Raw genomic sequence first — 23193 nt, 5'->3', positions numbered from 1 at the left:
TTACTTGACCAGGGCTGTTAATTGGTTTTTAGCAATAGCTGGTGGTTTATTACTTGCTACTAAGATAATTGACGAATAAGGATTAATAGTCACTTCGCTCTTGTACACATTGTTGTGTACATCAACATAAGGTTGGCGTAATGTTACTGTTTTTGCAGTATTACCGGCGTTGTATTCAAACATTACCTCATTTACAGGGGTTTCAACTGAAGATGCGTCTTTGCCTGATCTTATTTTCCAATCAGATAAGGTATAATTGGCACTAACATTTTTGCCATTTTTTACCTGCATGGCTTTAAAGTTATTTACATTGCTTTTGCAGTTGTAAAAATTACTGTCAATGCTTCCGAAGCTATTGATATCGTCTAAATGCGTCGAAAATTTGGCAACTGGTTGTAAACCCGATTTTGAGAAGAAGATGTTATTACGCACGTTATTTCCTCTTATAAAGCTGCTTGTGGGTATATAATGGTCTTGCTCCATCCGCAGTTGCACGCCATTGTCAAATACGGTGTTATTAAATATATCGATGTTTTTGGCGTTGTGTACCTTAATGCCGTTGTTTGCACATTTTGATACCGTGTTACCTGTTATTACTACGCTTTCGCTGTTATCATCAATGTATATGCCCTCAGCCTGCAAAGATTTGGTGTAGGGGGTGCCCTCGCTATTGCCAATGCCGTTAAAAACCATATTGCCAATAACTTTTTTACTCACCGTTTTCGACCAATCGCCTATATAAATACCGGCACCATCATCTTTGGTTAAACAAAAGTAAGTGATGTGGTTGTTTTTTACAGTTGATGTATTACCGCCGAAATAGATGCCATTGTACCCAACACTGTCAATCCGGTTTCTTTCTATGTTAGCGTTATCGCCAAATGAAGTAATGGCTTCGTAGGTGCCTGAATTGCTTTTGCCCATGCCAGCAATTAAGCCAGTGTTGGTGATGGTATTGTTAGTGATGGTAGCATTGGTACAACCGGCATCTAAATTAATGCCGCCACTTAATGAGTGATTGATACCGCAGTTGGTAATGGACACAAATGGGGAATAAGAAGCTAATATGGCTTCGGAACCGGTGTAATCAATTATGCAGTTCTTTATGGCTACTTTTTTGGCCTGAACTAAGTTAAATGAGTTTTTACCCGCCCCGGTAAATAAAATGCCATCGAAGTTCAAATACTGATGTTTTTGAATGTTAACTAACACATCAACACTGGTAGTTGTAACGCTGAATTTATTCGGATTTTTGTTTCCAAAATACACACTCATTACATGCGTATCGTAGTTCATAAACCATTCACCAAAGGCATCTAAGGTTTTTATGTTATTTTGTATAAAATACCCGTAATTATTGTTTGGAGAGTAAGTTGTATTGCCGGCACTATAAGTTATAGTGTTCCCCGATTGCGCAGTTATACTATGACGGTCAATAATCCAACGGTTTTTTCTGATTACAATTTCGCCTGTACCAAATTGGGGCAATGTATTTAACTTGCTGTCGGTAATAGAAGTATTGCCACTGTGCGCTTGAAAAGAAAGGTAACCTTTATTAGGATAGCGGCCCAAAGCTTGTTGTGTGCCATTTAAAAGCAGCATAGATCCTCCTGTAGTACAAGGCGCTTCATAAATGCCATTCCCAACCGCCTTCCAAGATGTTAGTTGGCTCAGTCCGGTAATTTCAGGACGGTTACCAGTTCCGTATGCTCCAAAATGTATAGGTGCAAATACAGCCCCCGAAGCAGTAACCTTAATTGATCCGTGAAATATATCTCCGCGTTTAAATAATATAGAATCGCCGGGATGGAGGTTTTTAAAGAATGAATTTAACTTTTCCAAAGACTTCCACGGAGTAGCAGGGCTTTTGGCTTGCAAGCTGGTATAATCATCACTACCGTTGCTTGAAAAGTAATATGTTGAAGAAAAAGACTTAGAACAAAATAATAATAAAAAGAACAGGGGCACTACATGTTTAAGTTCTGCTTTCATATCCTGAAATTTGAGAAGAACAGATAAAAAAGCTCGAAAAGTAGTTTAATACTACAAACTGAGTTTAAATGCCTCCTTGTTATTAATTGTATTTCACATTCTTACGTTAAATTAAAAACAAAGTTTCAAAAAATAGACATTTAATGTACTTTTTTTTACTCAATTTGAATTATAAACAGGACGGTTGTATGTTTTATGGGAGTAAAACAGAAAAAAATAAGCCATGCCAAAAAATGGCATTTCAAATATTTGATGAGATGGTATTAAATACAGAGAAGATAGGAAGTACGCTATGCGCCCGATTTTAATATAGCAGGAGACGGGCCTGTTTGGCGACTTTTTAAAATGGATAACTGCATTTCTAACGCTTTTATCATATAAGCATCATCAACGTTTGAAACATAGTCAGACTTTGTTTCTCCGTTTTCAATGTGAAAGGCAAGCAATGCAAAACCATGGCCCGGAAGCTCAGCTTTGAGGTGATCTGCTATATCAAGCATTTTCCTGTCATTGTTTTTCTTTGCCTTAATCACTTTTCGATTGATAAAAATTAGACTTAAATTTCGGTGTACTCTACTTTTTATTGCTGACAACGTCATGTTTCGTTGTACGTAAGCAAGGCCAAATAGGTTGTGCCAATTTTAAAAGTTTTAAAAAGTTTTTGTAATAATTAACAATGATAAAAAATATCTTGTTATTCTGAAAAACAATAAATGCTCTGTACAGTCAAAACGTTTAAGTTTTGCCTAAAATCATAAGCTTATTTTTGAATAAAATATTTATTTTATTGATGTGTTTTGTTATGAATAATTCTGATAAGTAAATAATTTTATCGTACGTTTCAAAAATTTAATATTCTATTTCCTTTTGGTTTATAAACTTTCATTATTTTAGGGCTAACAAATTGTTTTACTTAATCGTAAAAAAAGTTTTTTAACCCCTAATGCTATTGTATGGTTCGTGCTGGATTATTTGGTGTACTCGCATTGTTATGTTCAATTGCCGGATGCAAAAAAACAGATATTAAAAATGAAGCAAACAGTAGTTATAACAAAACCGGCGCTGATTTAACCACTACTGATGTTTCGGTAACCCCAGTGGGGCTTCCAAACCATATTGCATTTGGTACCGATGGAGATATGGACAAAAGCAACCAGTTTATAGCAGATTGTGAGTACCAGTACCAATACCTTGCCGGCGATATTTTTTCAAACGGGTGGACTACATGGCATTCACCGTCTGGTCAGTTTGCCCGTAACTATCTTAATAAAATAGGAGGAATGGGCAAAGTTCCGGTGTTTACCTACTATAACATAGTTCCGGCTAAAAACCGATTTGAAGACCCGGCCATTACCAATCTGAATGATGCCGAAGTAATGAATAAGTACTTTGACGATTGGAAGTTTTTACTGCAGATTTGTAAGGGCTACGGAAAAAAAGTAATTATTCATTACGAGCCCGATTTGTTTGGTTACATGCAGATGTACAAGAATGATCCATCTAAAAACACTATAAAAGTAGCGCTTAGTAACCATGCCGATGTTAAGGATTATACCAATGATGCTAAGGGGCTTGCCCAGGCCATCGTTGCCATGCGTAATAAATATGCGCCCAATGTAGTTTTGGGTTGGCATATATCTCAGTGGGCAACCGGCCACGACGTAATAAAAGGCAAACACAATCCCGAACAACTGGGTGCCGAAACAGCCGATTATTATAAATCAATGAATGCCAACTTTGATATTTTGTTTTCAGAGTTTTCTGACAGGGATTCGGGGTACGACCTTGTGGTTAATAACAAGCTCAATACTACATGGTCTGTAATAGGTAATGAAACCAACACCAACTTGAGTGACTTTGACCGTTTTCAACGCTTTTTAAAAACAATCAACCTCCACCTCGGCAAAAAAATTATTTTGTGGCAAATTCCAATTGGCAATTCGCTTACCAATACCTGCAATAACACACCCGCACATTATAAGGATAATAGGGCCGAATACTTTTTGCAACCTGTTGTTGAAAAGGCTAACAAAGACAATTTGGCCGCTTATGGTAAAGCCGGCGTAATTGCATTTTTGTTTGGTAGGGGTGCCGAAAATTGCACAAACTTTATGGATAGCAAAGCGGATGGCGTAACTGGAAAAGATGAAACCGCCGACGATGATGGTGGTTACTTGCGTAATGCCATAAAGGTATATTATCAAAAAGGAGTCGTAAAATAAGCGTAAATTGTCGCGAAATGACCTTTTATTGCCTTAAGTGACAAAAATAGCCTCTGTAAAACGTATAGACATGATCAGCTCTCAAAACATTTAATGAAGAGTTTGGATTGAAGATGTAAGTGCATTGGTGTAATGTAACAATGGCTCAATAAATTTATCTACAGAATTTCTACAGTTTGTTGTGGTAAATAGCGGCTATGCCGCTTATAAAATATATTATATCAGTTTTATTTATTTTAAACAGTCTTGGTCTTGCAGCACAATCTTCAGAGAAAGATACAACGCGCAAAAAGATTATTGATACTCTAAAAAAAGATTTATTAACCGCTCCTGATACGGTGCAGCACTTGCATAGTAAATTAGGTGCGCTTATACCGCCTGCAGCCTTAGTGGGTTATGGTGTAGCTTCATTTTACGTAAAACCGCTGCGCAGACTCGACCATTATGTTTATAAAGAGGCAAAGGAGCACGATATATCAACACGGGCCACACTCGAAGATTATTTTCAGCACGCTCCGGTAGTTTTAGTGTACGGTTTAAACCTGGCCGGTATACATGGCAAAAATACATTTATAGATCGTACTATAATTCTTATCATGTCGCAGGGTATGCTACAGCTAACTTTAAATACGCTTAAACACTCTACCCAGCGTTTACGCCCTAATGAGGCTAACCGGCTATCATTCCCATCGGGACATACCGGAAATGCGTTTGCCGATGCCGAGTTTATGGCACAGGAATACAGCGGAAAATCGGTTTACTATGGTATAGTGGGTTATGCTTTTGCTACAACAACCGGTGTTTTTCGTATTTACCACCAAGACCATTGGCTAAGCGATGTAATTGCCGGTGCCGGTTTTGGTATTCTATCAACCAAAGCAGCTTACCTGTTGTATCCTTACTTACGGAATGCCCTTTTTAAAGCTAAAAACGAAGATGAACATAAACCCGCTGAACTCCGACATAAAGAACGAAGCAGCTCATCGTTATTAATGCCTTCTTACCAAAATGGATCGGTAGGATTAAGTTTTGTAGCCAGCTTTTAAATAGATGTGTTTAAATAGGTCGGCATACAACCTGTTTATTAAGGGGCAAAAGTTACGATAAAGTGATGCACCTCGTTCAGGAACACATATTCGAAATTAAAACCGTAGGTGTCGCATATTTGCTTGCTGATAGTGAGGCCCAGGCCAATGCCATCTGATGAGGCCGATTTTTGAAACCGCCTGAACATATCTTGCATATTGAGCTTACCGGCCACACCGCTGTTGCTTACCTTCAGTTTGAGATGATTAAGTTCAATGCTGATAAATCCGCCGGGCTTATTATGGCGTATGGCATTGCTTATTAAGTTGCTAATCAGCACTTCCATGAGGAGCAGGCTGGCCTTTATGGGTTTATCATATAACCGGGCTTCAACCACCAATTGTCGCCCGGCAACAAGGTCATCAAGCTGGTTGAGCAATTCTTCAATAAGTATTTTAAGGTTAAGATCCTGTTTATCTGCAATTAAACGATTTTCAATTTTGGCCAGCAGCAGCAGCGACTTATTGAGGCGGGTGAGCTTGCTTACCGACGAGTAAATATCATTCAGCAACTTACTTTGCTGGTCAGAAAATTCGCCGGTTTGCACAAACGTGTCCAGTTTGGAGTTGATAACCGATATGGGCGTCATCAGCTCGTGCGATGCATTTTCGGTAAAAGATTTAAGCGCAAAGTAATCGTCTTTAACCCTGTCTGCCATCAGGTTAACGGCAGTATCCAATTCCCTGAATTCATCAATATTTGAATGAACGTTTTGAATGGAACTGTTTTCGGCAAGGTTGAAGCTTTTTAATTGCCCAAGCACCTTATAAAAGGGTTTCCATAAGCTGGAGAGAATAACCCGGTTAAGAAAGAACAGCGCAACCAACAAACCTGCAATCAACCCGAGCGTAATCATGAAGATAACTTTTATCAAATCCTCATTTTCTACCTTTGATTGTACTACAATTACCCGGTAATATTTATCCTCAACTTTAACAAAAGTGTACAGTGCGCGTGCGGGTTCCAGTTCATCGTCTTTAATATCACGATAAACAGTATCAACAAATTTGCGCTTGCCGGGGCTGTTGGCCGGTGCAAAAAGTATAGTCTGGTGGTTGGTGCGAAAAACCTGTGGTAATTTGCGGTTTAATAAGACAAAATCGTGCACCTCGTGTTCTTCAACCTCAAGAGCCTTATCAACTTGTTTTGATAAAATAGTCGTGATGGTAAAATAGTAAGCAATACCCGCCACCAGCATGATTATGGTGGTAATGGCAATGGTTGCACGGTTGTAACGGGTAAGCAGTTTCATGCGCCAATAAACTTGTAGCCCATACCATAAGCAGCCTGAATATAATCATTTCCGCCAGCTTCAATTATCTTTTTTCTTAGGTTTTTAATGTGCGAGTATATAAAGTCGAAGTTATCGGCAATATCAATACTATCGCCCCATAAATGCTCGGCAATGGCATTTTTTGATACTACTTTGCCCTTGTTAGCTAAAAAGTAAAGCAGCAAAGCATATTCTTTTGGGGTAAGCTTAATAGGGGAGAGGTTTACGTTTACTTCGCGCGCATTAAGATCAATATCTATTTCATTAAATTTTAGGCGGTTGTTACCCCCAAAAGATTTTCGTCGTACAATAGCAGCTACACGGGCACGTAATTCCGACAAGTGAAATGGTTTGGTAAGGTAATCGTCGGCGCCTAAATCAAGGCCATTCAGGCGGTCGTCGAGTGAGTTTTTAGCTGATATGATGAGTATACCATCGGTGTGCTGTTCAACCTTTAGGTATTTCAGAATGTCTAATCCGCTCCCGTTGGGCAGGGTAATATCCAGTATTATGCAATCGTAACGGTAGAGGTTAACTTTGGCAATAGCCGAGTTATAATCAGAAGCTGTTTCGCAAACACTTCCTTCTTCGGTAAAATACGCCTCAATACTTTCCCTTAACCCGGCCTCGTCTTCTATAACCAATAATTTCACGGTTGTTTTTCTTCAAAGTTACCCTATAATTCTGTAGAAATGTTGTAAACGATCGGCTCTTATTATAGACTATTTATGTAACAACCGCCTTACAAATTCCCGGCTCCAGATTTTATCCAAAATCGGGCGGGAGTTTTGTGCCAAATGAAATGGATACTTACACCGCTGATGGCCATGTTGTGCACGGCCGCCTTAGCACAAAATACTGGAAAGATTACCGGTAAGGTAATTGATGCCAATACCAAAACGGCTATTGATTATGCAACCATCAGCATAAACCCCGAAGGTAGCATCAAGCCTTCGGGTGGAACAATTACCGATGATAAAGGAAGTTTTGTGGTTGATAAACTGGCCGACGGTAGGTATAGTGTTGTTATTAACTTTATTGGTTACCAGGACTATACAGCCGGGCCGTTTAATATTAAACAAAACACGGTAAACATCGGTACCATATCTCTGCAACCTTTAAGTAAGGAATTAAGCGCGGTAACAGTAACAGCCAAAACGCCCATGGTTGAAAACCGCATTGATAAAATGGTTTACAATGCCGCTAATGACATAACATCGCAAGGTGGTGTTGCGTTGGATGTACTTAAAAAAGTTCCGCAGGTTAGTGTAGATATTGATGGTAATGTAGAATTGCAGGGTAACACCAGTGTAAGGTTTTTGATTAATAGTAAGCCCTCTTCTGTATTTGGTAGTAGCCTGCCCGATGTGCTGGCATCATTGCCGGCCAGCCAGATTAAAAGCATTGAGGTGATTACCAGTCCGGGGGCTAAGTATGATGCCCGTGGCTTAGGCGGTATAATTAATATTATACTCAAAGACAATAAAGTTCGTGGTATAAATGGAGCTGTAAATCTATCGGCCGGCACCAGGATGGAAAATGGCTCGGCCAATTTAAATGTACGTACCGGTAACTTTGGCGTATCGGCTTTTTTTAGCGGCAATGCGCAGGTAAATACCCGTACGCTTAACCTTAACGACCACACCTCGGTTAATGAACAGGGCAATAGCACGCGCTTAATACAGGATGGCTACAGCAACTTCAGAAGGGGAGGGTACGAGTCGGGCATAAATTTCGACTGGTCATTGTCAAAGAGGGATAATGTTAGTGGTTCTTTTGGGTACGATAATTTTAGTAACCGTAACCAGGGCTTTACTGCGCAGCAGCAACAAACAACAGGTTTGGCCAATGTTTTGAGCCAGCGCAACTCGTTTAGTAAATTCAACGCCGGCACTTATGATTGGAGCCTCGATTATAAACACAACTTTAAAACCGACGGGCAGGAACTCGAAGTATTGTATACTTCAAGCTTTGGCAATAACAACTCGGCTTACAATCAAAGCCAGGTTTACAATGGTCAAAACAACCCGTTCTCGGCCTCAGCCAGCAATAATCCCGGTACTGATAAAGAGACTAATGTTTCCATAGATTACACTCACCCGTTGTCCAAGGATGTGATATTAGAAACCGGGGCCAAAACTGTTTTGCAATACATTAATAGTACTGCCGATGTAACTGCCTACAATCCTAAAACGGGTGTTTATGCTTTCGACCCTAATCAATCATATCATCTTAATTATGACCGTAAAATATATGCCGGTTACGTTTCATTGGGATTTACAGCGTTCAATTTCTTTGATATTAAAGCAGGTGGCCGACTTGAGCATACCGATACCCATGTTGATTTCCCCGGAACGGTAATCCCGTCATACAATACCTGGGTGCCTACGGCGGTAATATCGCATAAACTGAGTGATGCCTCGTCCATTAAAATAAGTTACACCAAGCGCGTCGAGCGTGCAGAATACCGGGAATTAAATCCCTTCGTTAACCTGAGCGATCCTTATAATATAAGCACAGGTAACCCGCTGCTTAAGCCCGAAATTGGTAACGTGTTCGAACTGGGTTATAATAAATCATTCCAGGCAGGTGGTAACCTATACATCGCTCTTTTCTCGCGCCACAACAGTAATGATGTAAAAACCTATACTAGTTTTTACAGTGAGTACCGTGTGGGCGATTCTGTTTACCATAACGTATCGGTAACTAACCGGCAAAATATAGGCACTGAGCAAAACACCGGTATCAGTATTTCGGGGTCAATACCGTTTGGTAAAAAGGTAAACCTGCGTACCAATACCACCGTTACCGATAAATATATTGTTAACAAGGTTTATGGTGGCCCCACGGTAAATGCGATAGTAGTACGCACTAATCTTAACCTTACTTATCAGTTTTCAGATACGTTTGTGGCCGAGGCTTTTGGTAATTACAATTCGCCCATGAAGAATATACAGGGGCGTACACCAAAGTTTATAACTTACAATTTAGCTATCCGCAAGCAGTTTATGAGTAAGAAGGTAAGTGTGGGCTTTGTTACCACTAACCCATTTGCCAAATATGTTAACCAGGTAACCACCATTACCCAAGCTGCCACAACCAGCGGGCAACAATACACCAGTTATAGTCTGCGCCGCATCCCGTACCAGTCGTTTGGCATAAGCTTATCGTGGCGGTTTGGCAAGCTCGAATTTAAGAAACAAAAAGAGCAGGACACCTCTGTAAAACAGATAGATAACTAACTGCAAAAAATATACGCATGAGTCTGTTCAATCCTTATGACAAGGTGCATTGGCTTTTGGGTCGAGTTAGATTTCAGCTCTTGAATAGTAATGGATCGTGTAGTAAATAAATTCTGTAAAGAACTATCGTTTGGGCAATTGAAGCGTATTTTCAGGTTATAGTATTTCAATCTTAGATTTGAAATACTATAAGTTAAATAACAAATATCACAATATTTTTTGCAGGAACGATATTTAATCACTTTATTTGTCTACTAAATCGATAGACTTTATAGAATTTGTCATGAATCAACCATTAAGCCAGCATTCAAAGGCCAGCAATTTGATATTCTCAGGTACGAATATCAGCACCAATTTCATCACTCCCAAAAATTTCTCTTGCATGCTAATGTGCATTTGCAACAACTGTTGTTGCTAACGCTATTGCTCTTATAGCTGTTAAATTTTTCTCCCAAATAAGGTATTGCTGTTACCCGTAACGGCTTATCCCCAATTACTCAAAACACATTCATTATTATGAAACACCTTTACTTAAGGGGTGTGCTGCTACTGCTTTGCGCTTTTTTTGCGCAGCTTAGCTTTGCGCAAACCGGTAGCCAACCTACCATTAAATCAAAATTAACCGGCGTTGTTGTTGATGCCGATACCAAACTGCCCGTTGCAGGTGCCAGTGTTAAAATTAAAGGCACCACACATGCCGTAGCAACCGATAACGACGGCAAATTCAGCTTTGTTACCGGTCAAAGCTTTCCGTACACACTTATTGTAAGCTTTATAGGCTATGTTCAGCAGGAAACCAGGGTAGATGGCAGCCCTGTTGAAATACGCCTTAAAGAAAGCATTGGGCAGTTAAGCGATGTAGTAATAACCGGCTACACCACGCAAGAGCGTAAATATGTAGCCAGCTCTATAACAAGCGTAAAGGGAGATGCCATAAAAGACCAGCCTGTGGCTGCTTTTAACCAATTGTTGCAAGGTAAGGCAAGTGGTGTACAAGTTTCGGCCAGTAATGGTGTACCCGGTGGTGGCATTACTTTTCGTATACGGGGCAATAACTCCATTAACGCTTCTGTCGATCCGCTGTACATCATCGATGGGGTTTTTGTGAGCAATAACGACCCTATACAAACCGGTTTGGGCAACCAGCAAGGCTCAAACCCGCTGGCCGATATTAACCCCAATGATATTGAAGACATCCAGATATTAAAAGATGCCAACGCCACGGCGATTTATGGCTCGTTGGGGGCAAACGGCGTGGTAATTGTTACCACTAAACGAGGTAAACGCAATACCTCGGCCCGCGTTAGCTTTAATACCTACCAGGGTTGGGCAACCGCTATTAATAAATTTAAGGTAGCCACCGGCCCCGAAACTGCGTTGTTAACTAACGAGTCGCGCCTCAATACGGTGAGAGATAACCCGGCCTTACCTGCGCCAACGTTAATAGCCAACCCCGAAAGTCAGCCCACGTATGATCGCTTTGCCGATCTGTTCCGCACGGCACGTACCCAAAATTATGAGCTGGCAACCCAAGGCGGTACCGAGCGCAGCACCTATTATATTGGCTTGGGCTATTTAAATCAGGAATCGGTGGTACGACCATCAGGATATAACCGTTATACGGCAAGGATTAACTATGATAATTACCTTACCGACAAATTAAAGGTAGGTACCAGTATCAACTTTGCCCGTTCTTACCGTAATGTAAGCGGAAGCGATAACAACCCAACCGGGGTAATTAACTCGGCCTTATTCCCGCCGCTCTTACCTGCCTATTTTTAATGCCGATGGCACTTATGCCCGTTACGGCAGCTTTGATAACCACGTTGCGCTTATCGAAAATTTAGATAACGATGCTGTGGGATGGCGCACCATAGGCAACATTTATGGCGAATACACCATTATACCGGGCCTTAAACTGCGCAGCAGCTGGAGTATTGATAACGGCAGTGAGTATGAAAATAACTACTCTAACACGCTCATCAGCGCGGGTATATCATCATTAGGCTCGGCGGCATCGTACGAAAACAAGAACATTGTACTTACCAACGAGCAGGTGTTAAACTACATTAAAACCTTTGGGCCAAATGGTAAACACAACATCAATGCCTTAATTGGTAACACCATTAATACGGTACTTACACAAAACACCTCTGCAACCGGGACGGGCTTTGCTGCCAACAGCTTAAAATCAGTAGCTGTTGCAGCTACCCGGTCGGGCTCATCATCAAGGGCCGAGTCAAAGCTGCTTTCGTTCTTTAGTAAGGTAAGCTACACGTATGATAATAAATACACCATTGATGGTAGCATACGTGCCGATGGCTCATCAAAGTTTGGAGTAAACAAGCAGTGGGGCTATTTCCCTTCGGGAGGTTTTGCATGGCGCGCCGGTCAGGAAAGTTTTATTAAAAACCTGAACGTGTTTGACGAGTTGAAACTGCGTGCCAGCATAGGTTTATCGGGTAACCAAAATGGTATAGGTTCTTATGCTGCTCAGGGGCTGTGGTCATCGGGTGCTAACTATCTGGAGCAACCGGGTACTGCACCATCGCAACTGGCCAACCCCGATTTAACCTGGGAAACCACCCGCCAAATTGATTTTGGTGCCGAATTTGGTTTCCTGAAAAACAGGCTGAACATTGTAGTTGATTATTACAACAAGTACACCTACGATTTATTGCTGAATGTTCCTGTACCTTATCGCTCGGGTTTTGCTTCTTACCTGCAAAACTTTGGTGCCGTGCGCAATAAAGGTGTCGATCTGGCAATTAACTCTACCAACGTGCAAACAGCCAGTTTTAAATGGACCACGAACTTTAATATATCCTTTAATGCCAATAAAATCGAAAAATTGGCATCTGATATAGCTTTAGGAGCATCAGGGCGCAATATTTCCATATTACGCCAGGGCTACGCGGTTAACTCGTTCCAACTGTACAAGCAACTTTATGTTGATTCGCAAACGGGTAATGCGGTTTATGAGGATGTAAACAAAGACGGCCAAATTACCTCGGCCGACCGCCAGATCGTGGGCAATGCACTACCTAAGTTTTCGGGCGGGTTTAATAACAACCTGGTTTATAAAAATTTCGACCTTGGCTTTTCCTTCATATTTCAGCAAGGCAATAAGATCATGAACATGAACGATTTTTTCATGGTGCATGGCAATCTTCAGGCTAATATCGGCTTCCTGCCGCGCCAGCTGGAGCGCTGGCAAAAACCGGGCGATCAAACCGACATTCCACGCTTAACGGCTGATAGCCGTAACCCGGCACAAAACGGCGGAAACGCGAATAATTATGGGGGTAACGTAGCCAATTTGAGCTCACGCTATTTAGAGGATGGTTCATTCATCAGGCTTAAAACCTTAACGTTGGGTTACAACCTGCCTGCGGCATTTTTGCAAAAAGTTAAGTTGAATAAAATACGCTTGTATGCACAGGCTACCAACCTGCTCACCTTTACCAAGTATGGCGGCCTCGACCCTGAGGTTAGCTCACAAAGCAGCAACCAAAACACCGCAGGGTATGATTGGGCTACAGTGCCGCAACCAAAAACCTTTCAGATTGGTGCCAACGTAACATTCTAAATCCTCATTAAAACAGAATCATGAAAACCTCATACATTAAAAATATATTCCTGATTGCTACTGTGCTGGTTACGGCATCGTGCAAAAAGTACCTGGAAGAAATACCCAACAACGCCCTGCCAACCGAAGCAGCTATTACTGATTTAGGCACCGCACGGGCAGCCATTATTGGTGCTTACGACCGTGTGCAAGGCTACTACGCCTCCAGCTACCCCACATTGGGCACCATTACTACTGATAATGTGGTGTTTAACGGCACCCTGAGCGAGTACCTGCAATTAGACCAAAATGCCGTGCCAACCGATAACGTAATTACGGTATCGGCCTACCAAAATATTTACCGCGCCATTAACTCGGCCAACAGTGTACTGTTTTATGTGCCTAATGTTACCGACCCATTACTTACAGTGGCCGAAAAAAACAAGATACTCGGAGAGGCCTATTTCATCAGGGCGCTTAGCTATTTTGATTTGGCCCGTGGCTGGGGTGGGGTACAGCTGCAACTAAAACCCACAACCGATTTAAGCGTATTAAAAGGCATCAAACGCAGTACCCTCGACCAGACTTATGATCAGGTACTGGCCGACCTGATACAAGCAGAACAATTACTGCCCGAAGATGCCAGCACCCGCAACCGTGCACAAAAAAGTGCTGCCCGTGCTTTACGTGCAAGGCTACACCTGTATCGTAAACAATGGGCTGATGCCGAAACGTACGCCACACAGGTAATTAGCAACACCAAATACTCGCTGGTTAAACCTTATAAAAGCTTTTTTACGGCACCTTTCCAAACAGCCGAATCGGTGTTGGAGCTGGCCTACTCGGTTAACGACCGCAATACGTACTGGAACCTGTGGTACCCAAGTTCGGCAGGTGGTCAGTACACGCTCAAGCCCTCTGATGCTTTGGTGGCTAAGCTGAATAACCCGTTAATTGGAGGTACACGCAGTACACTAATTGCCGGCACAGGAGCTTCGGTTTACGGTGTGCTATATAATACCACCGCAACCGGCACCGATCCATCATATCTCATTCGTATTGCCGAGTTGTACCTTATACGTGCCGAAGCCCGCGCCCAGCAAAACAAATTGCTTGATGCCGCTGCCGATTTAAACCTCGTACGCGCAAGGGCCGATGTGGGTATAACCACAGCAGCTACACAACCGACGCTTTTACAAGCCATTGAAGATGAAAACGGCGTAGAGTTTGCCTTTGAGGCACACCGCTGGTTTGATTTGGTACGTACCGAAAGGGCAGGGGCCGTATTAGGCGTAACTAACCGTAATTACTGGCTGTTCCCTATCCCGTATTCTGATATTTTATCAGACCCAGATGTAACACAAAACCCAGGCTATTAACTGACTTTATAACGAACAATAAACATGAAAACCTTTTACAAACTACTGTTGCTGGCCGCATTGGCCGCACCTGTGCATCAAGCTCATGCGCAAAACAGCTACTATTTTCCAAAGGCTACCACACTGGACAGCAAAATACCCACGCCCGAACAGTTTTTGGGCTACCCGGTGGGTTCGTACTTTACACGTATCGACCAGGTGAATGCTTACTTCAGGGAATTGGCCCGCGTGAGCGACCGTGTGCATGTGCAAACCATTGGTAAAACCTATGAGCAACGCGAACAAATCATCGTTACGATTACAGCGCCATCAAACTACAATAAACTGGAGCAAATAAGGCAGGAACACCTTAATCAAATTGACCCGGCAAAACCTGCGCTTAACAGCAATGCCCCCGTAGTTATCCATTTAGGCTACGGTGTGCACGGTAACGAAACTTCGAGCACTGAAGTAAGTTTACTCACCGGTTACTACCTTGCCGCCAGTCAGGATGCCGAAACGTTGAAATGGCTGAACGAATCGGTTATTTTTATCGACCCTGCACTTAACCCAGATGGCCGCGACCGTGCCGCCAACTGGCATAATGCCTACCACTCGTTTCCGCCTGTTAGCGATGCTATTGACAAAGAGCATGTAGAAGGCTGGCCTGCCGGGCGTACCAACCATTACTTTACCGATTTAAACCGCGACTGGCTGAACCTGGTACAGGTGGAAAGCCGTAACCGTATCGAGTTTTTTCACAAATGGTATCCTAACGTGCAAATTGATTTTCATGAGCAGGGCACCAATGCAACCTATTATTTCGAGCCAACCCCTAAGCGTCACGAAAGCCCCATAATTCCGCAGTTTTTGTATGAGTACCAAACCATTTTGGCCAAGTACCATGCTAAGGCTTTGGATGATATAGGCTCGTTTTATTTCACCAAAGAGAATTACGATAACCTGTCACCTATATACGGCTCTACCTATCCAAAATTCTTTGGTTCGGTGGCGGCTACATTTGAGCAGGCCAGTTCGCGCGGTGTTCAGCAGGAATCGAGCAACGGCTTGGTAACCTTTGCTTTCACTATCCGCAATCACTTAGCCACCAGCTTTTCAACCATCCGCGGTGCCGTGGCCGAAAAGGCAGGCTTATTTAAAGTGCAAAAAGACTTTTTTAAATATGCTTTAGAGCAGGGTCAGAAAAACCCGGCCAAATCATACGTGTTTGGCGATAGCAAAGACATCAACCTTACCCAAAAGTTCCTGGGCTTATTGCTGCAGCATCGCATTAAAGTATACGAACTGAACGATAATTACAGCCAGGATGGTAAAACCTTTGAAAAGGGTAAGGCTTATGTGGTACCATCGGCACAACCCAATTTCTTGCTGGTACATTCAGTATTCGAGGAAAATATTCTTAAAGACAGTATTTATTATGATAACACCGGTTGGAGCGTAATTCATGCCTATGGTTTAAAATATGCCAAAGCCGCCGCACCCTTAGCCAAAGCGGCCGAGGTAAGCGGCCTCAGCCTTGCCAAAGGCGATGTTGAAGGCGGGCGCTCGAGCTATGCTTATTTGCTTAACTATAACGATTATAACGCGAGCAAGGCTTTATACAAATTGCTCATCAAAAACGTATTAGTTAAAACGGCGTTCAAATCGTTTACGGTGAGTACGCCTAACGGTAAACGCGCTTTTGGTTCAGGCTCGTTGGTAATACCGGTTGCCGGCCAAACCATATCGCCCGATTCTTTGTACAAAGCCGTGCAGGAAGTAGCCGCCAATACGCATATTAATGTGCTTGCCGTAAACGGTGGTTTTAGTGCCGAGGGTATTGATTTAGGTAGTAGTAACATTAAAGCCGTCCGAAAGCCCGAAGTAGCGCTGGCCTTTGGTCAGGGTGTGACCGCTTCGGAGGCCGGGCAGGTGTGGTTTTTGCTTAACCAGCAACTTGATTTACCGGTAACCAAAATTGACCTGAGCAGCTTTGTACGCGCATCGCTCAAAAAATACAACGTGTTGGTTTTGCCTGCCGGTAATTACGCTGCATGGGATAATGCCACAGTTGAAAAGCTGAAAAGCTGGGTTAACGATGGCGGCACATTAATTACTTTCCAAACCGCAACAGCATGGGCTGTACACAATGGTTTGGTAAAAGAAAAACTGGTGGAGGCCGATTTTGCCAACCGTGGAGGCCGTGGCGATACCCCGCCGCCTGCCTCTGAAAAAGCCGGTGAGAAGGCCGGAGGAGCAGATGCTGCCAAAAAAGAAAAACAAACCCGCTTAGATTATGCCCGCCAGGAAGATGTGGAAGGCTCGCGCAGAATAAACGGCGCTATATTTCAGGCCGATTTAGACATTACGCATCCCATAGCATTTGGCGTAACAAGCCGCAAATTGTTCATCAACAAAAACGGACCAACCATTTTGGTTCCCAGCAGCAATAAATATACTACGGTGGCACAGTATACCGGCAATCCATTTATCAATGGCTATTCGTCAAAAACAAACGTTAACCGGGTGGCTAATTCGGCGGCCATTATTGCTACGGCAAGCGGCAACGGCGAGGTGGTTTTATTTGCCGATGACCCTACGTATCGTGGCTATTGGTTAGGCACCAACCGTTTATTCCTGAATGCCATATTTTTTGCCAACCTGCTTAACGGCGGTGGCGGCTTTGCCGGCGAATAAACTTTTCCTGAGCTGCATCTGCCTAAAACAGGTGCAGCTTTTACAAGGCGGAGTGGCCGAGCGGTTAGGCGGGGGTCTGCAAAACCTTTCACGACGGTTCGAATCCGTCCTCACGCCTCAGCGTATGGGCAATTGTAAAAAGGCAAATACATAATTGCGAAAGTAGAGAGCAATTGTATAAAACAATATATTTGCATTGTCTACTAAATTGATAGATGAAATAGGAAATGAGTAAAATCGTCATATCACACGAACACCCCGATTGGTTTAAGCCCCTGTTTACCGAACTGGAAAGGAGGGGATTACCATACGAAACAGTAAATCCAACACAGCATCAATATGCTATTGATGAAGATAGGCCTGACATATCACTGTTTTTTAACCGCATGAGTCCATCGGCTTACTTACGTGGTGGCGTGCAGGGTACTTTTTATACGCTGAATTACCTCAAGCACCTTGAGGAGCATGGCATAAGGGTAATTAACGGTTATAAGGCTTTTATTTACGAAACATCTAAAGCCTTACAACTGCAACTGCTGCAAAAGCTGGGTATTAAGTATCCAAAATCGAGGGTAATTAACCATCCATCGCAAATAGAGGCTGCTGCCGAAGGATTGCGGTTTCCTATAGTGATGAAAGCCAATATTGGTGGCAGCGGTGCAGGTATCGAAAAGTTTGATAGCATAGAGGCTGTACGCGAGGCCATTAATAATAATAAAATTGATTTGGGTATTGACCATACGGCATTGGTGCAGGAATTCATTCCGGCGCGTGGCGGGTATATTACCCGTGTTGAAACGCTGGGTGGCAAATATTTGTACGCTATCAGGGTTTACACCTCGGGCGAAAGCTTTAACCTGTGCCCGGCAGATATATGCCAAACCACCACAGGGCAGGATTTGGTGCGCAATGCCTGCGCGGTAGATGCCCCTAAAAACGGCCTCAAAGTAGAAGCCTATACACCACCGCCCGATGTAATTAAAAACATTGAAACCATAGTACAGCGTAGCGGCATTGACGTGGGCGGCATAGAATACATTATTGATGACCGCGACGGTGAAGTGCTGTACTACGACGTAAATGCCTTATCCAACTTTGTGGCCGATGCCGTAAATGTTATTGGCTTTAACCCGCATGAGCGCCTGGTTGATTTTTTGGAGAAGGAAGCCGTTGGCGAGAGTGAAAATATAGCGGTGGTATAAAAAATTTGTAAACCTAAAAAGTACAAATCATGAAATATGGATATTGGCTGCCGGTTTTTGGCGGTTGGCTGCGTAACGTGGAAGACGAAAACATGACCCCAACCTGGGATTATGTTAAAAAACTGGCCATACGGAGCGAAGAGATTGGGTTTGACCTGGCCTTAATTGCCGAACTTTACTTAAACGATATTAAGGGCGAGGAAGAGCCATCGTTAGATGCTTGGTCTACCGCTGCGGCATTGGCTGCCGTTACCCATAAGCAAGAGTTAATGGTGGCTGTAAGGCCAACGTTTCATAACCCGGCATTGTTAGCCAAGCAAGCCGCCAATATAGACCATATCAGCAACGGGCGTATATCCCTCAACGTGGTATCATCATGGTGGAAGGATGAGGCCGAAAAATATGGTATTACCTTTGAACAGCATGACAACCGCTATGCCCGCACTGCCGAATGGCTGAACGTGGTTGACAGCGTTTGGAAGCAAGATCATTTTAGCTTTGATGGCAAGTACTACAACGTAAACGACAATGTGCTGCAACCTAAACCTGTTAATAACAGGCCACGCCCCAGCATTTACGCAGGCGGCGAATCAGAAGCAGCTAAAGATCTTATTTCATCAACATGTGATGGCTACGTGATGCACGGCGATTCGCCCGAACTGATTGCCCGTCGCATTAACGATTTGCGCGAACGCCGCGAAAAGAAAGGTCTGCCGCCCATGAAATTTGGTGTGGCCGCATACAGCATCATCCGCGACAGCGATACCGAAGTGAAGCGTGAGCTGGAACGCATTACCAATGTAAAAGAAGGTTCATCGGGCTATAAAAACTATCAGCAATGGTTATCGGGTACGCAGTTAGAGCAACAGGTTTCACTGCACGATTATTCGGTATCAAACCGTGGCCTGCGCTCTGGTTTAATAGGCACCCCATGGCAGGTGCAAGACCGTATAGCCGAGTTTGAAAAAATTGGTGTGGATTTCTTTTTATTACAGTGCAGCCCGCAGCTGGAAGAAATGGAGCGTTTTGCAGAAACCATTATTAACCCTCACGTGCAAGTTTAGTATTATCTGATTGTGTGTTTAATATAACTTGGTCAAGATCATGTACGTTGCTAACAATGTATTGTGCCATACGCCTCGTTGCTTTGGTAGCTTTAAACTGATGCACAGTGAATGAAAAGTTACTTGTTTTACCAGACAATTCACATGTTTGGGTGTTATAAGTACATTAATTATCGACTTTTGCTAGTTAATAGTAGAATGATAAAATAGGTTTGAATACACAAATACAAACTCAGAAGATTTTTATTTCATATTTTGAAATTTTTTAATCTAAAATTTAAGATAAAACTTTTAGGAGTGAAACAATGTGTTGGGTAAAAAAGTTGTAATGAAACACTTATACCTATGGGCACAAACAATTTACGACACTCTTTTTTCTATCGAAACGGTTTAACGCTTTTTTTTATGGCGTTATTTATAATTACCATCTGTGCGCAGGCTCTAACAGGCTGGAAACAACATAACCAGGAAATTAAAGAGGAGGGCGGCCGTGAATTAGAATTTAAGCTATATCTGCAGAGCGGCCACTTTATTTCTGCCACTTTTGAGAACTTCCAGAGCGAATTTTTGCAAATGGGTATGTATGTTTTGCTTACCGTTGGACTAAGGCAAATTGGATCGGCCGAATCGAAAAGTTTGGATGAAGAAGAGGATGTAGACCGAGAGCCAAAGCCGGGCCCAAATGCACCATCGCCGGTTAACAAAGGCGGCTTATGGCTTAAACTTTACAGTAATTCACTTTCGCTATGCTTTTTTATCTTGTTTATGGTAAGTTGGGTGCTGCATTTACACGGCAGTTGGGTTGACCATAACGATCTGCAATTACTCAAACACCTGCCTACTGATAGCTTAGGTCAATTCCTTTGGCAACCAACGTTTTGGTTCGAAACATTTCAAAACTGGCAAAGCGAGTTTATATCCATTGTTTCCATCGTATTTTTATCCATTTACCTGCGTCAAAAAGGTTCGCCCGAATCAAAACCGGTTGATGCCCCACACATGGAAACAGGCAAATAATATGAATGCTTATGAAAGATAAATTATACGCTATCTTTTTAACTACTTGCTGCATTATATGTCTTTTTTCAATCAGGGCAAGGGGGCAGGATACTACCCGTAAATCTTACAGTGTGTTTAAACCGATGCCCAAATCTTTAGAGCGCGAAGAAATGGAAACCGACCGGCCAAACGTTACCGAAACGCCGCACACCGTTGATGCCGGGCACTTTCAGTATGAAACAGATATTGTAAGACATCAGCGGCAAAGTACCGATGATAGCAAACAACGCCGCTGGTTGTATAACCAGGCTAACCTAAAAATTGGCTTGTTAAAAAATACCTCGTTACACCTCATGGTGCAGAGTTTTGCTAAGGAGAGAAATGTTGAATTATCTGAAAAAACCACTCAAACATCATCAGGTTTTGGCGATTTGACCATCAGGCTTAAGCAATGCCTGTTTGGTAATTACAACGGAAAATTTAGCATGGCGCTTATGCCATATGTTAAACTTCCTACCAATAAATTTTCAGATAATAAAAAATATGAGGAAGGTTTGATGGTACCCATGTTACTGACATTGTCAAAAGACTGGAAATTGGAATGCAACTGGAAGGTGACTACTTAAAAGATGATGAAGAACAAGCCCGGCATACTGAATTGCTGCATTCACTGGTAATTAGTCATGTTTTGTTTAATAAGCTGGAAATTTTTGGTGAAACATTTTACACCTATAATTTTAAGGAGCATCACTTTAATAACTACGTAGATGCAGCTCTGGAATTTACCATTACGCCCGATGTGAAAGTTGACGCGGGACTTAACTATGGTTTGCAAAAAGCATCACAAAAGGAATATTTTTTAGGATTTGCATTCAGATATTAATAAAGATTATGGGAGTAAAGCAAGTAATAATAGCCGGTGTAACCGGCACAACATTAATGACTTTGTTTAGCGAAGCATTATCGCGGGTAAAAGGGCATAATTATAATGAAGCCGAGATTTTAAGCGAATTGCTTAATAGGGTTAGTCCGCTAAACAAGCAGCAATCGCGTGTTGCAGGTTGGATTGGGCATTATGGCGTTGGGGCAATGTTTGCAACTATGTACGATGTTTATCTTAATAAAAGCAATACAAAGGCATCTATTATTAATGGCGCAATATTTGGTGCTTTAAGCGGGCTTACAGGTGCAGCCATATGGCATACTACCTTTAAAGCACACCCCAACCCGCCTGGAGTTGATTTGAAAAATTATTACAAGCAATTAATTGTTGCCCATGTGATTTTTGGAGTAGCTGCTGCCATAATTTACCCTGAGAATAAACCAAAACAAACACTAAGTGCAACTTTATAAATATTCAAAATCGAGTAATATTATCGTAAAAATAAGTATCAGCAAAACAATCGGCCACGTTTATGAAAAATATGATCATATGTTTCAGGAAGTAGAATCGCGGTAAATAATTTGTGAGGGTAATACAATAGTTTCAGACTCCGTTAACGTAGTTGTAAATGATAATTTACGCAATAATGCCGTTGCTGCCGTTTTGCCAATTTGGAAAGCAGGCTGATTTACAGTTGTTAACGACGGGCTAAGAAATTGAGCCATATTAAAATTTGTAAACGTAAGTACTTTAAGCTGATTAGGTATATCAATCATCATATCTGCACACACCTTGTAAATTACTGCCGAAAGTTTTTCTACACTTAAAATAATACCATCAGGGCGGTTAGGCCCACGTAAAAGGTCTGCAAATATTTGGTAACTGATATCTTTATCCTTATCGCTAATAATTATATTTTGATAGCCGCCCGGGTTATTTTTCTCTAATGCACTAATGTAACCGTTTACCCTGTTACGGTTTATCGACAGATTAATTGAATTTCCTGCAAATGCTATGCGTTTGCAGGATTTGCTTATAAGATATTTTGTAGCAGTATAACTGCTTTCAAAATCATCAGCAACAACACAGGTCGTATTTAACTCTTCGCAAACACGATCAAACAGAACAATGGGTATCCGATTTTCAATAAGTGCACTAATGTGTGCAGTATCGTTTGTTTCTTCTGATACTGATAATAGTATACCATCAACCCTTCCACTTTTAAAGTCTTGTAAAATAGCTTGTTCTCTCAACAGGCTTTCATGGCTGAGGTATATTAAAACATGATAGCCCTTTGATAGTGCTACTTCTTCAATGCCGTTAATAGCTTCTGCAAAAAAACTGTCGGCAATTTCGGGTAATACAACAGCTATAGTTTTGCTCCGGCCTTTACGCAAACTACTTGCGTAAGGATTTGGTACATAACCCATTTCTTTGGCTGCGTTTAAAACCAATAGTTTGGTTTCTTTGCTAATTTCATGGCTATCTGCGAGTGCTTTTGAAACTGTTGCAACAGATATGGATAATCTGTTAGCAATCATTCGAATAGTAGTGGACATCGGCTAAAAATTGGTTGGCTAATATAGATACAGGAGAAGGTTTTCGAA

The 23193-nt window shown here is 42.2% G+C and carries 18 protein-coding genes and 1 tRNA gene; 14 read left to right on the top strand and 5 right to left on the bottom strand.

The genetic code is table 11. The annotated features are described in order from the left end of the window. Together QE417_RS06210 and QE417_RS06205 are read right to left on the bottom strand one after the other, a co-directional pair. The gene (locus tag QE417_RS06210; protein WP_311948405.1) at window positions 1-1992 is read right to left on the bottom strand and encodes a right-handed parallel beta-helix repeat-containing protein; all 1992 of its coding nucleotides are present in this window, start codon (window positions 1990-1992) and stop codon (window positions 1-3) included. Between the two features lie 290 nt (window positions 1993-2282). Next, a complete protein-coding gene (locus QE417_RS06205; protein ID WP_311948403.1) occupies window positions 2283-2585 on the bottom strand; it encodes a hypothetical protein in 303 nt (100 codons plus the stop codon). A gap of 360 nt (window positions 2586-2945) precedes the next feature. On the opposite strand from QE417_RS06205, the gene QE417_RS06200 reads away from it, so the two are divergent. Together QE417_RS06200 and QE417_RS06195 are read left to right on the top strand one after the other, a co-directional pair. Next, entirely contained in the window at window positions 2946-4214 is a 1269-nt protein-coding gene (locus QE417_RS06200) for a hypothetical protein (RefSeq protein ID WP_311948402.1), read from the top strand. Between the two features lie 197 nt (window positions 4215-4411). Then, window positions 4412-5260: a phosphatase PAP2 family protein gene (locus QE417_RS06195; RefSeq protein WP_311948400.1), complete on the top strand. Its 849-nt coding sequence runs from the start codon at window positions 4412-4414 to the stop codon at window positions 5258-5260. Between the two features lie 38 nt (window positions 5261-5298). Here the strand turns inward: QE417_RS06195 and QE417_RS06190 are convergent, their stop codons facing one another. Together QE417_RS06190 and QE417_RS06185 are read right to left on the bottom strand one after the other, a co-directional pair. Continuing rightward, window positions 5299-6552 (bottom strand): sensor histidine kinase, encoded by a 1254-nt coding sequence (locus QE417_RS06190; RefSeq protein ID WP_311948398.1) that lies wholly within the window; start codon window positions 6550-6552, stop codon window positions 5299-5301. After that, window positions 6549-7226, bottom strand: a complete 678-nt coding sequence (locus QE417_RS06185; RefSeq protein WP_311948396.1) for a response regulator transcription factor — start codon at window positions 7224-7226, stop codon at window positions 6549-6551. The genes QE417_RS06190 and QE417_RS06185 overlap by 4 nt, the downstream gene beginning before the upstream one ends. Window positions 7227-7370: 144 nt before the next feature. Here QE417_RS06185 and QE417_RS06180 point away from each other — a divergent pair, with 144 nt between their 5' ends. The 12 genes from QE417_RS06180 to QE417_RS06125 all read left to right on the top strand — a co-directional run bounded on the left by QE417_RS06180 (window position 7371) and on the right by QE417_RS06125 (window position 22056). Beyond that, window positions 7371-9815, top strand: a complete 2445-nt coding sequence (locus QE417_RS06180) for a TonB-dependent receptor domain-containing protein (RefSeq protein WP_311948395.1) — start codon at window positions 7371-7373, stop codon at window positions 9813-9815. A 516-nt stretch (window positions 9816-10331) separates the two neighbouring features. After that, window positions 10332-11597 carry a TonB-dependent receptor plug domain-containing protein gene (locus tag QE417_RS06175; protein WP_311948392.1) on the top strand — a complete coding sequence of 422 codons (1266 nt, stop codon included), beginning with the start codon at window positions 10332-10334 and terminating at the stop codon, window positions 11595-11597. Then, entirely contained in the window at window positions 11584-13404 is a 1821-nt protein-coding gene (locus tag QE417_RS06170) for a SusC/RagA family TonB-linked outer membrane protein (protein WP_311954601.1), read from the top strand. The genes QE417_RS06175 and QE417_RS06170 overlap by 14 nt, the downstream gene beginning before the upstream one ends. 20 nt (window positions 13405-13424) lie before the next feature. Continuing rightward, the gene (locus QE417_RS06165; protein ID WP_311948389.1) at window positions 13425-14762 is read left to right on the top strand and encodes a RagB/SusD family nutrient uptake outer membrane protein; all 1338 of its coding nucleotides are present in this window, start codon (window positions 13425-13427) and stop codon (window positions 14760-14762) included. Between the two features lie 24 nt (window positions 14763-14786). Next, window positions 14787-17438 carry a M14 family zinc carboxypeptidase gene (locus QE417_RS06160; RefSeq protein WP_311948387.1) on the top strand — a complete coding sequence of 884 codons (2652 nt, stop codon included), beginning with the start codon at window positions 14787-14789 and terminating at the stop codon, window positions 17436-17438. Between the two features lie 46 nt (window positions 17439-17484). Next, window positions 17485-17556 (top strand) — tRNA-Cys (locus QE417_RS06155). Between the two features lie 109 nt (window positions 17557-17665). Next, window positions 17666-18640 carry an ATP-grasp domain-containing protein gene (locus QE417_RS06150; protein WP_311948385.1) on the top strand — a complete coding sequence of 325 codons (975 nt, stop codon included), beginning with the start codon at window positions 17666-17668 and terminating at the stop codon, window positions 18638-18640. Window positions 18641-18669: 29 nt separating this feature from the next. Continuing rightward, window positions 18670-19704, top strand: a complete 1035-nt coding sequence (locus QE417_RS06145) for an LLM class flavin-dependent oxidoreductase (RefSeq protein WP_311948383.1) — start codon at window positions 18670-18672, stop codon at window positions 19702-19704. 345 nt (window positions 19705-20049) lie between these two features. Continuing rightward, entirely contained in the window at window positions 20050-20721 is a 672-nt protein-coding gene (locus QE417_RS06140; protein ID WP_311948381.1) for a DUF6766 family protein, read from the top strand. A gap of 11 nt (window positions 20722-20732) precedes the next feature. Further along, on the top strand, window positions 20733-21329 hold the full coding sequence (locus QE417_RS06135) for a transporter (protein WP_311948378.1): 597 nt from the start codon (window positions 20733-20735) through the stop codon (window positions 21327-21329). Further along, window positions 21305-21586, top strand: a complete 282-nt coding sequence (locus QE417_RS06130; RefSeq protein WP_311948376.1) for a hypothetical protein — start codon at window positions 21305-21307, stop codon at window positions 21584-21586. The genes QE417_RS06135 and QE417_RS06130 overlap by 25 nt, the downstream gene beginning before the upstream one ends. An 8-nt stretch (window positions 21587-21594) precedes the next feature. Continuing rightward, window positions 21595-22056, top strand: coding sequence for a hypothetical protein (locus QE417_RS06125; RefSeq protein ID WP_311948375.1), 462 nt, complete (start codon window positions 21595-21597; stop codon window positions 22054-22056). Between the two features lie 84 nt (window positions 22057-22140). On the opposite strand, the gene QE417_RS06120 is transcribed toward QE417_RS06125, so the two are convergent. Continuing rightward, window positions 22141-23145, bottom strand: a complete 1005-nt coding sequence (locus QE417_RS06120) for a LacI family DNA-binding transcriptional regulator (RefSeq protein ID WP_311948374.1) — start codon at window positions 23143-23145, stop codon at window positions 22141-22143. Window positions 23146-23193 lie beyond the last annotated feature (48 nt).

It is taken from the genome of Mucilaginibacter terrae, from assembly GCF_031951985.1.
GTDB classification, from domain to species: Bacteria; Bacteroidota; Bacteroidia; order Sphingobacteriales; family Sphingobacteriaceae; genus Mucilaginibacter; species Mucilaginibacter terrae_A.
The sequence above is the reverse complement of the archived record's forward strand: the minus strand, read 5'-3'. Positions and strand labels throughout refer to the sequence as shown.

Coding starts and splice junctions, on each gene's coding strand:
- QE417_RS06160 (WP_311948387.1), top strand. CDS start 14,787: ATGAAAACCTTTTACAAACTACTGTTGCTGGCCGCATTGGCCGCACCT.
- QE417_RS06140 (WP_311948381.1), top strand. CDS start 20,050: ATGGGCACAAACAATTTACGACACTCTTTTTTCTATCGAAACGGTTTA.
- QE417_RS06190 (WP_311948398.1), bottom strand. CDS start 6,552: ATGAAACTGCTTACCCGTTACAACCGTGCAACCATTGCCATTACCACC.
- QE417_RS06195 (WP_311948400.1), top strand. CDS start 4,412: ATGCCGCTTATAAAATATATTATATCAGTTTTATTTATTTTAAACAGT.
- QE417_RS06135 (WP_311948378.1), top strand. CDS start 20,733: ATGAAAGATAAATTATACGCTATCTTTTTAACTACTTGCTGCATTATA.
- QE417_RS06175 (WP_311948392.1), top strand. CDS start 10,332: ATGAAACACCTTTACTTAAGGGGTGTGCTGCTACTGCTTTGCGCTTTT.
- QE417_RS06180 (WP_311948395.1), top strand. CDS start 7,371: ATGAAATGGATACTTACACCGCTGATGGCCATGTTGTGCACGGCCGCC.
- QE417_RS06210 (WP_311948405.1), bottom strand. CDS start 1,992: ATGAAAGCAGAACTTAAACATGTAGTGCCCCTGTTCTTTTTATTATTA.
- QE417_RS06120 (WP_311948374.1), bottom strand. CDS start 23,145: ATGTCCACTACTATTCGAATGATTGCTAACAGATTATCCATATCTGTT.
- QE417_RS06150 (WP_311948385.1), top strand. CDS start 17,666: ATGAGTAAAATCGTCATATCACACGAACACCCCGATTGGTTTAAGCCC.
- QE417_RS06145 (WP_311948383.1), top strand. CDS start 18,670: ATGAAATATGGATATTGGCTGCCGGTTTTTGGCGGTTGGCTGCGTAAC.
- QE417_RS06200 (WP_311948402.1), top strand. CDS start 2,946: ATGGTTCGTGCTGGATTATTTGGTGTACTCGCATTGTTATGTTCAATT.
- QE417_RS06165 (WP_311948389.1), top strand. CDS start 13,425: ATGAAAACCTCATACATTAAAAATATATTCCTGATTGCTACTGTGCTG.
- QE417_RS06130 (WP_311948376.1), top strand. CDS start 21,305: ATGCAACTGGAAGGTGACTACTTAAAAGATGATGAAGAACAAGCCCGG.
- QE417_RS06125 (WP_311948375.1), top strand. CDS start 21,595: ATGGGAGTAAAGCAAGTAATAATAGCCGGTGTAACCGGCACAACATTA.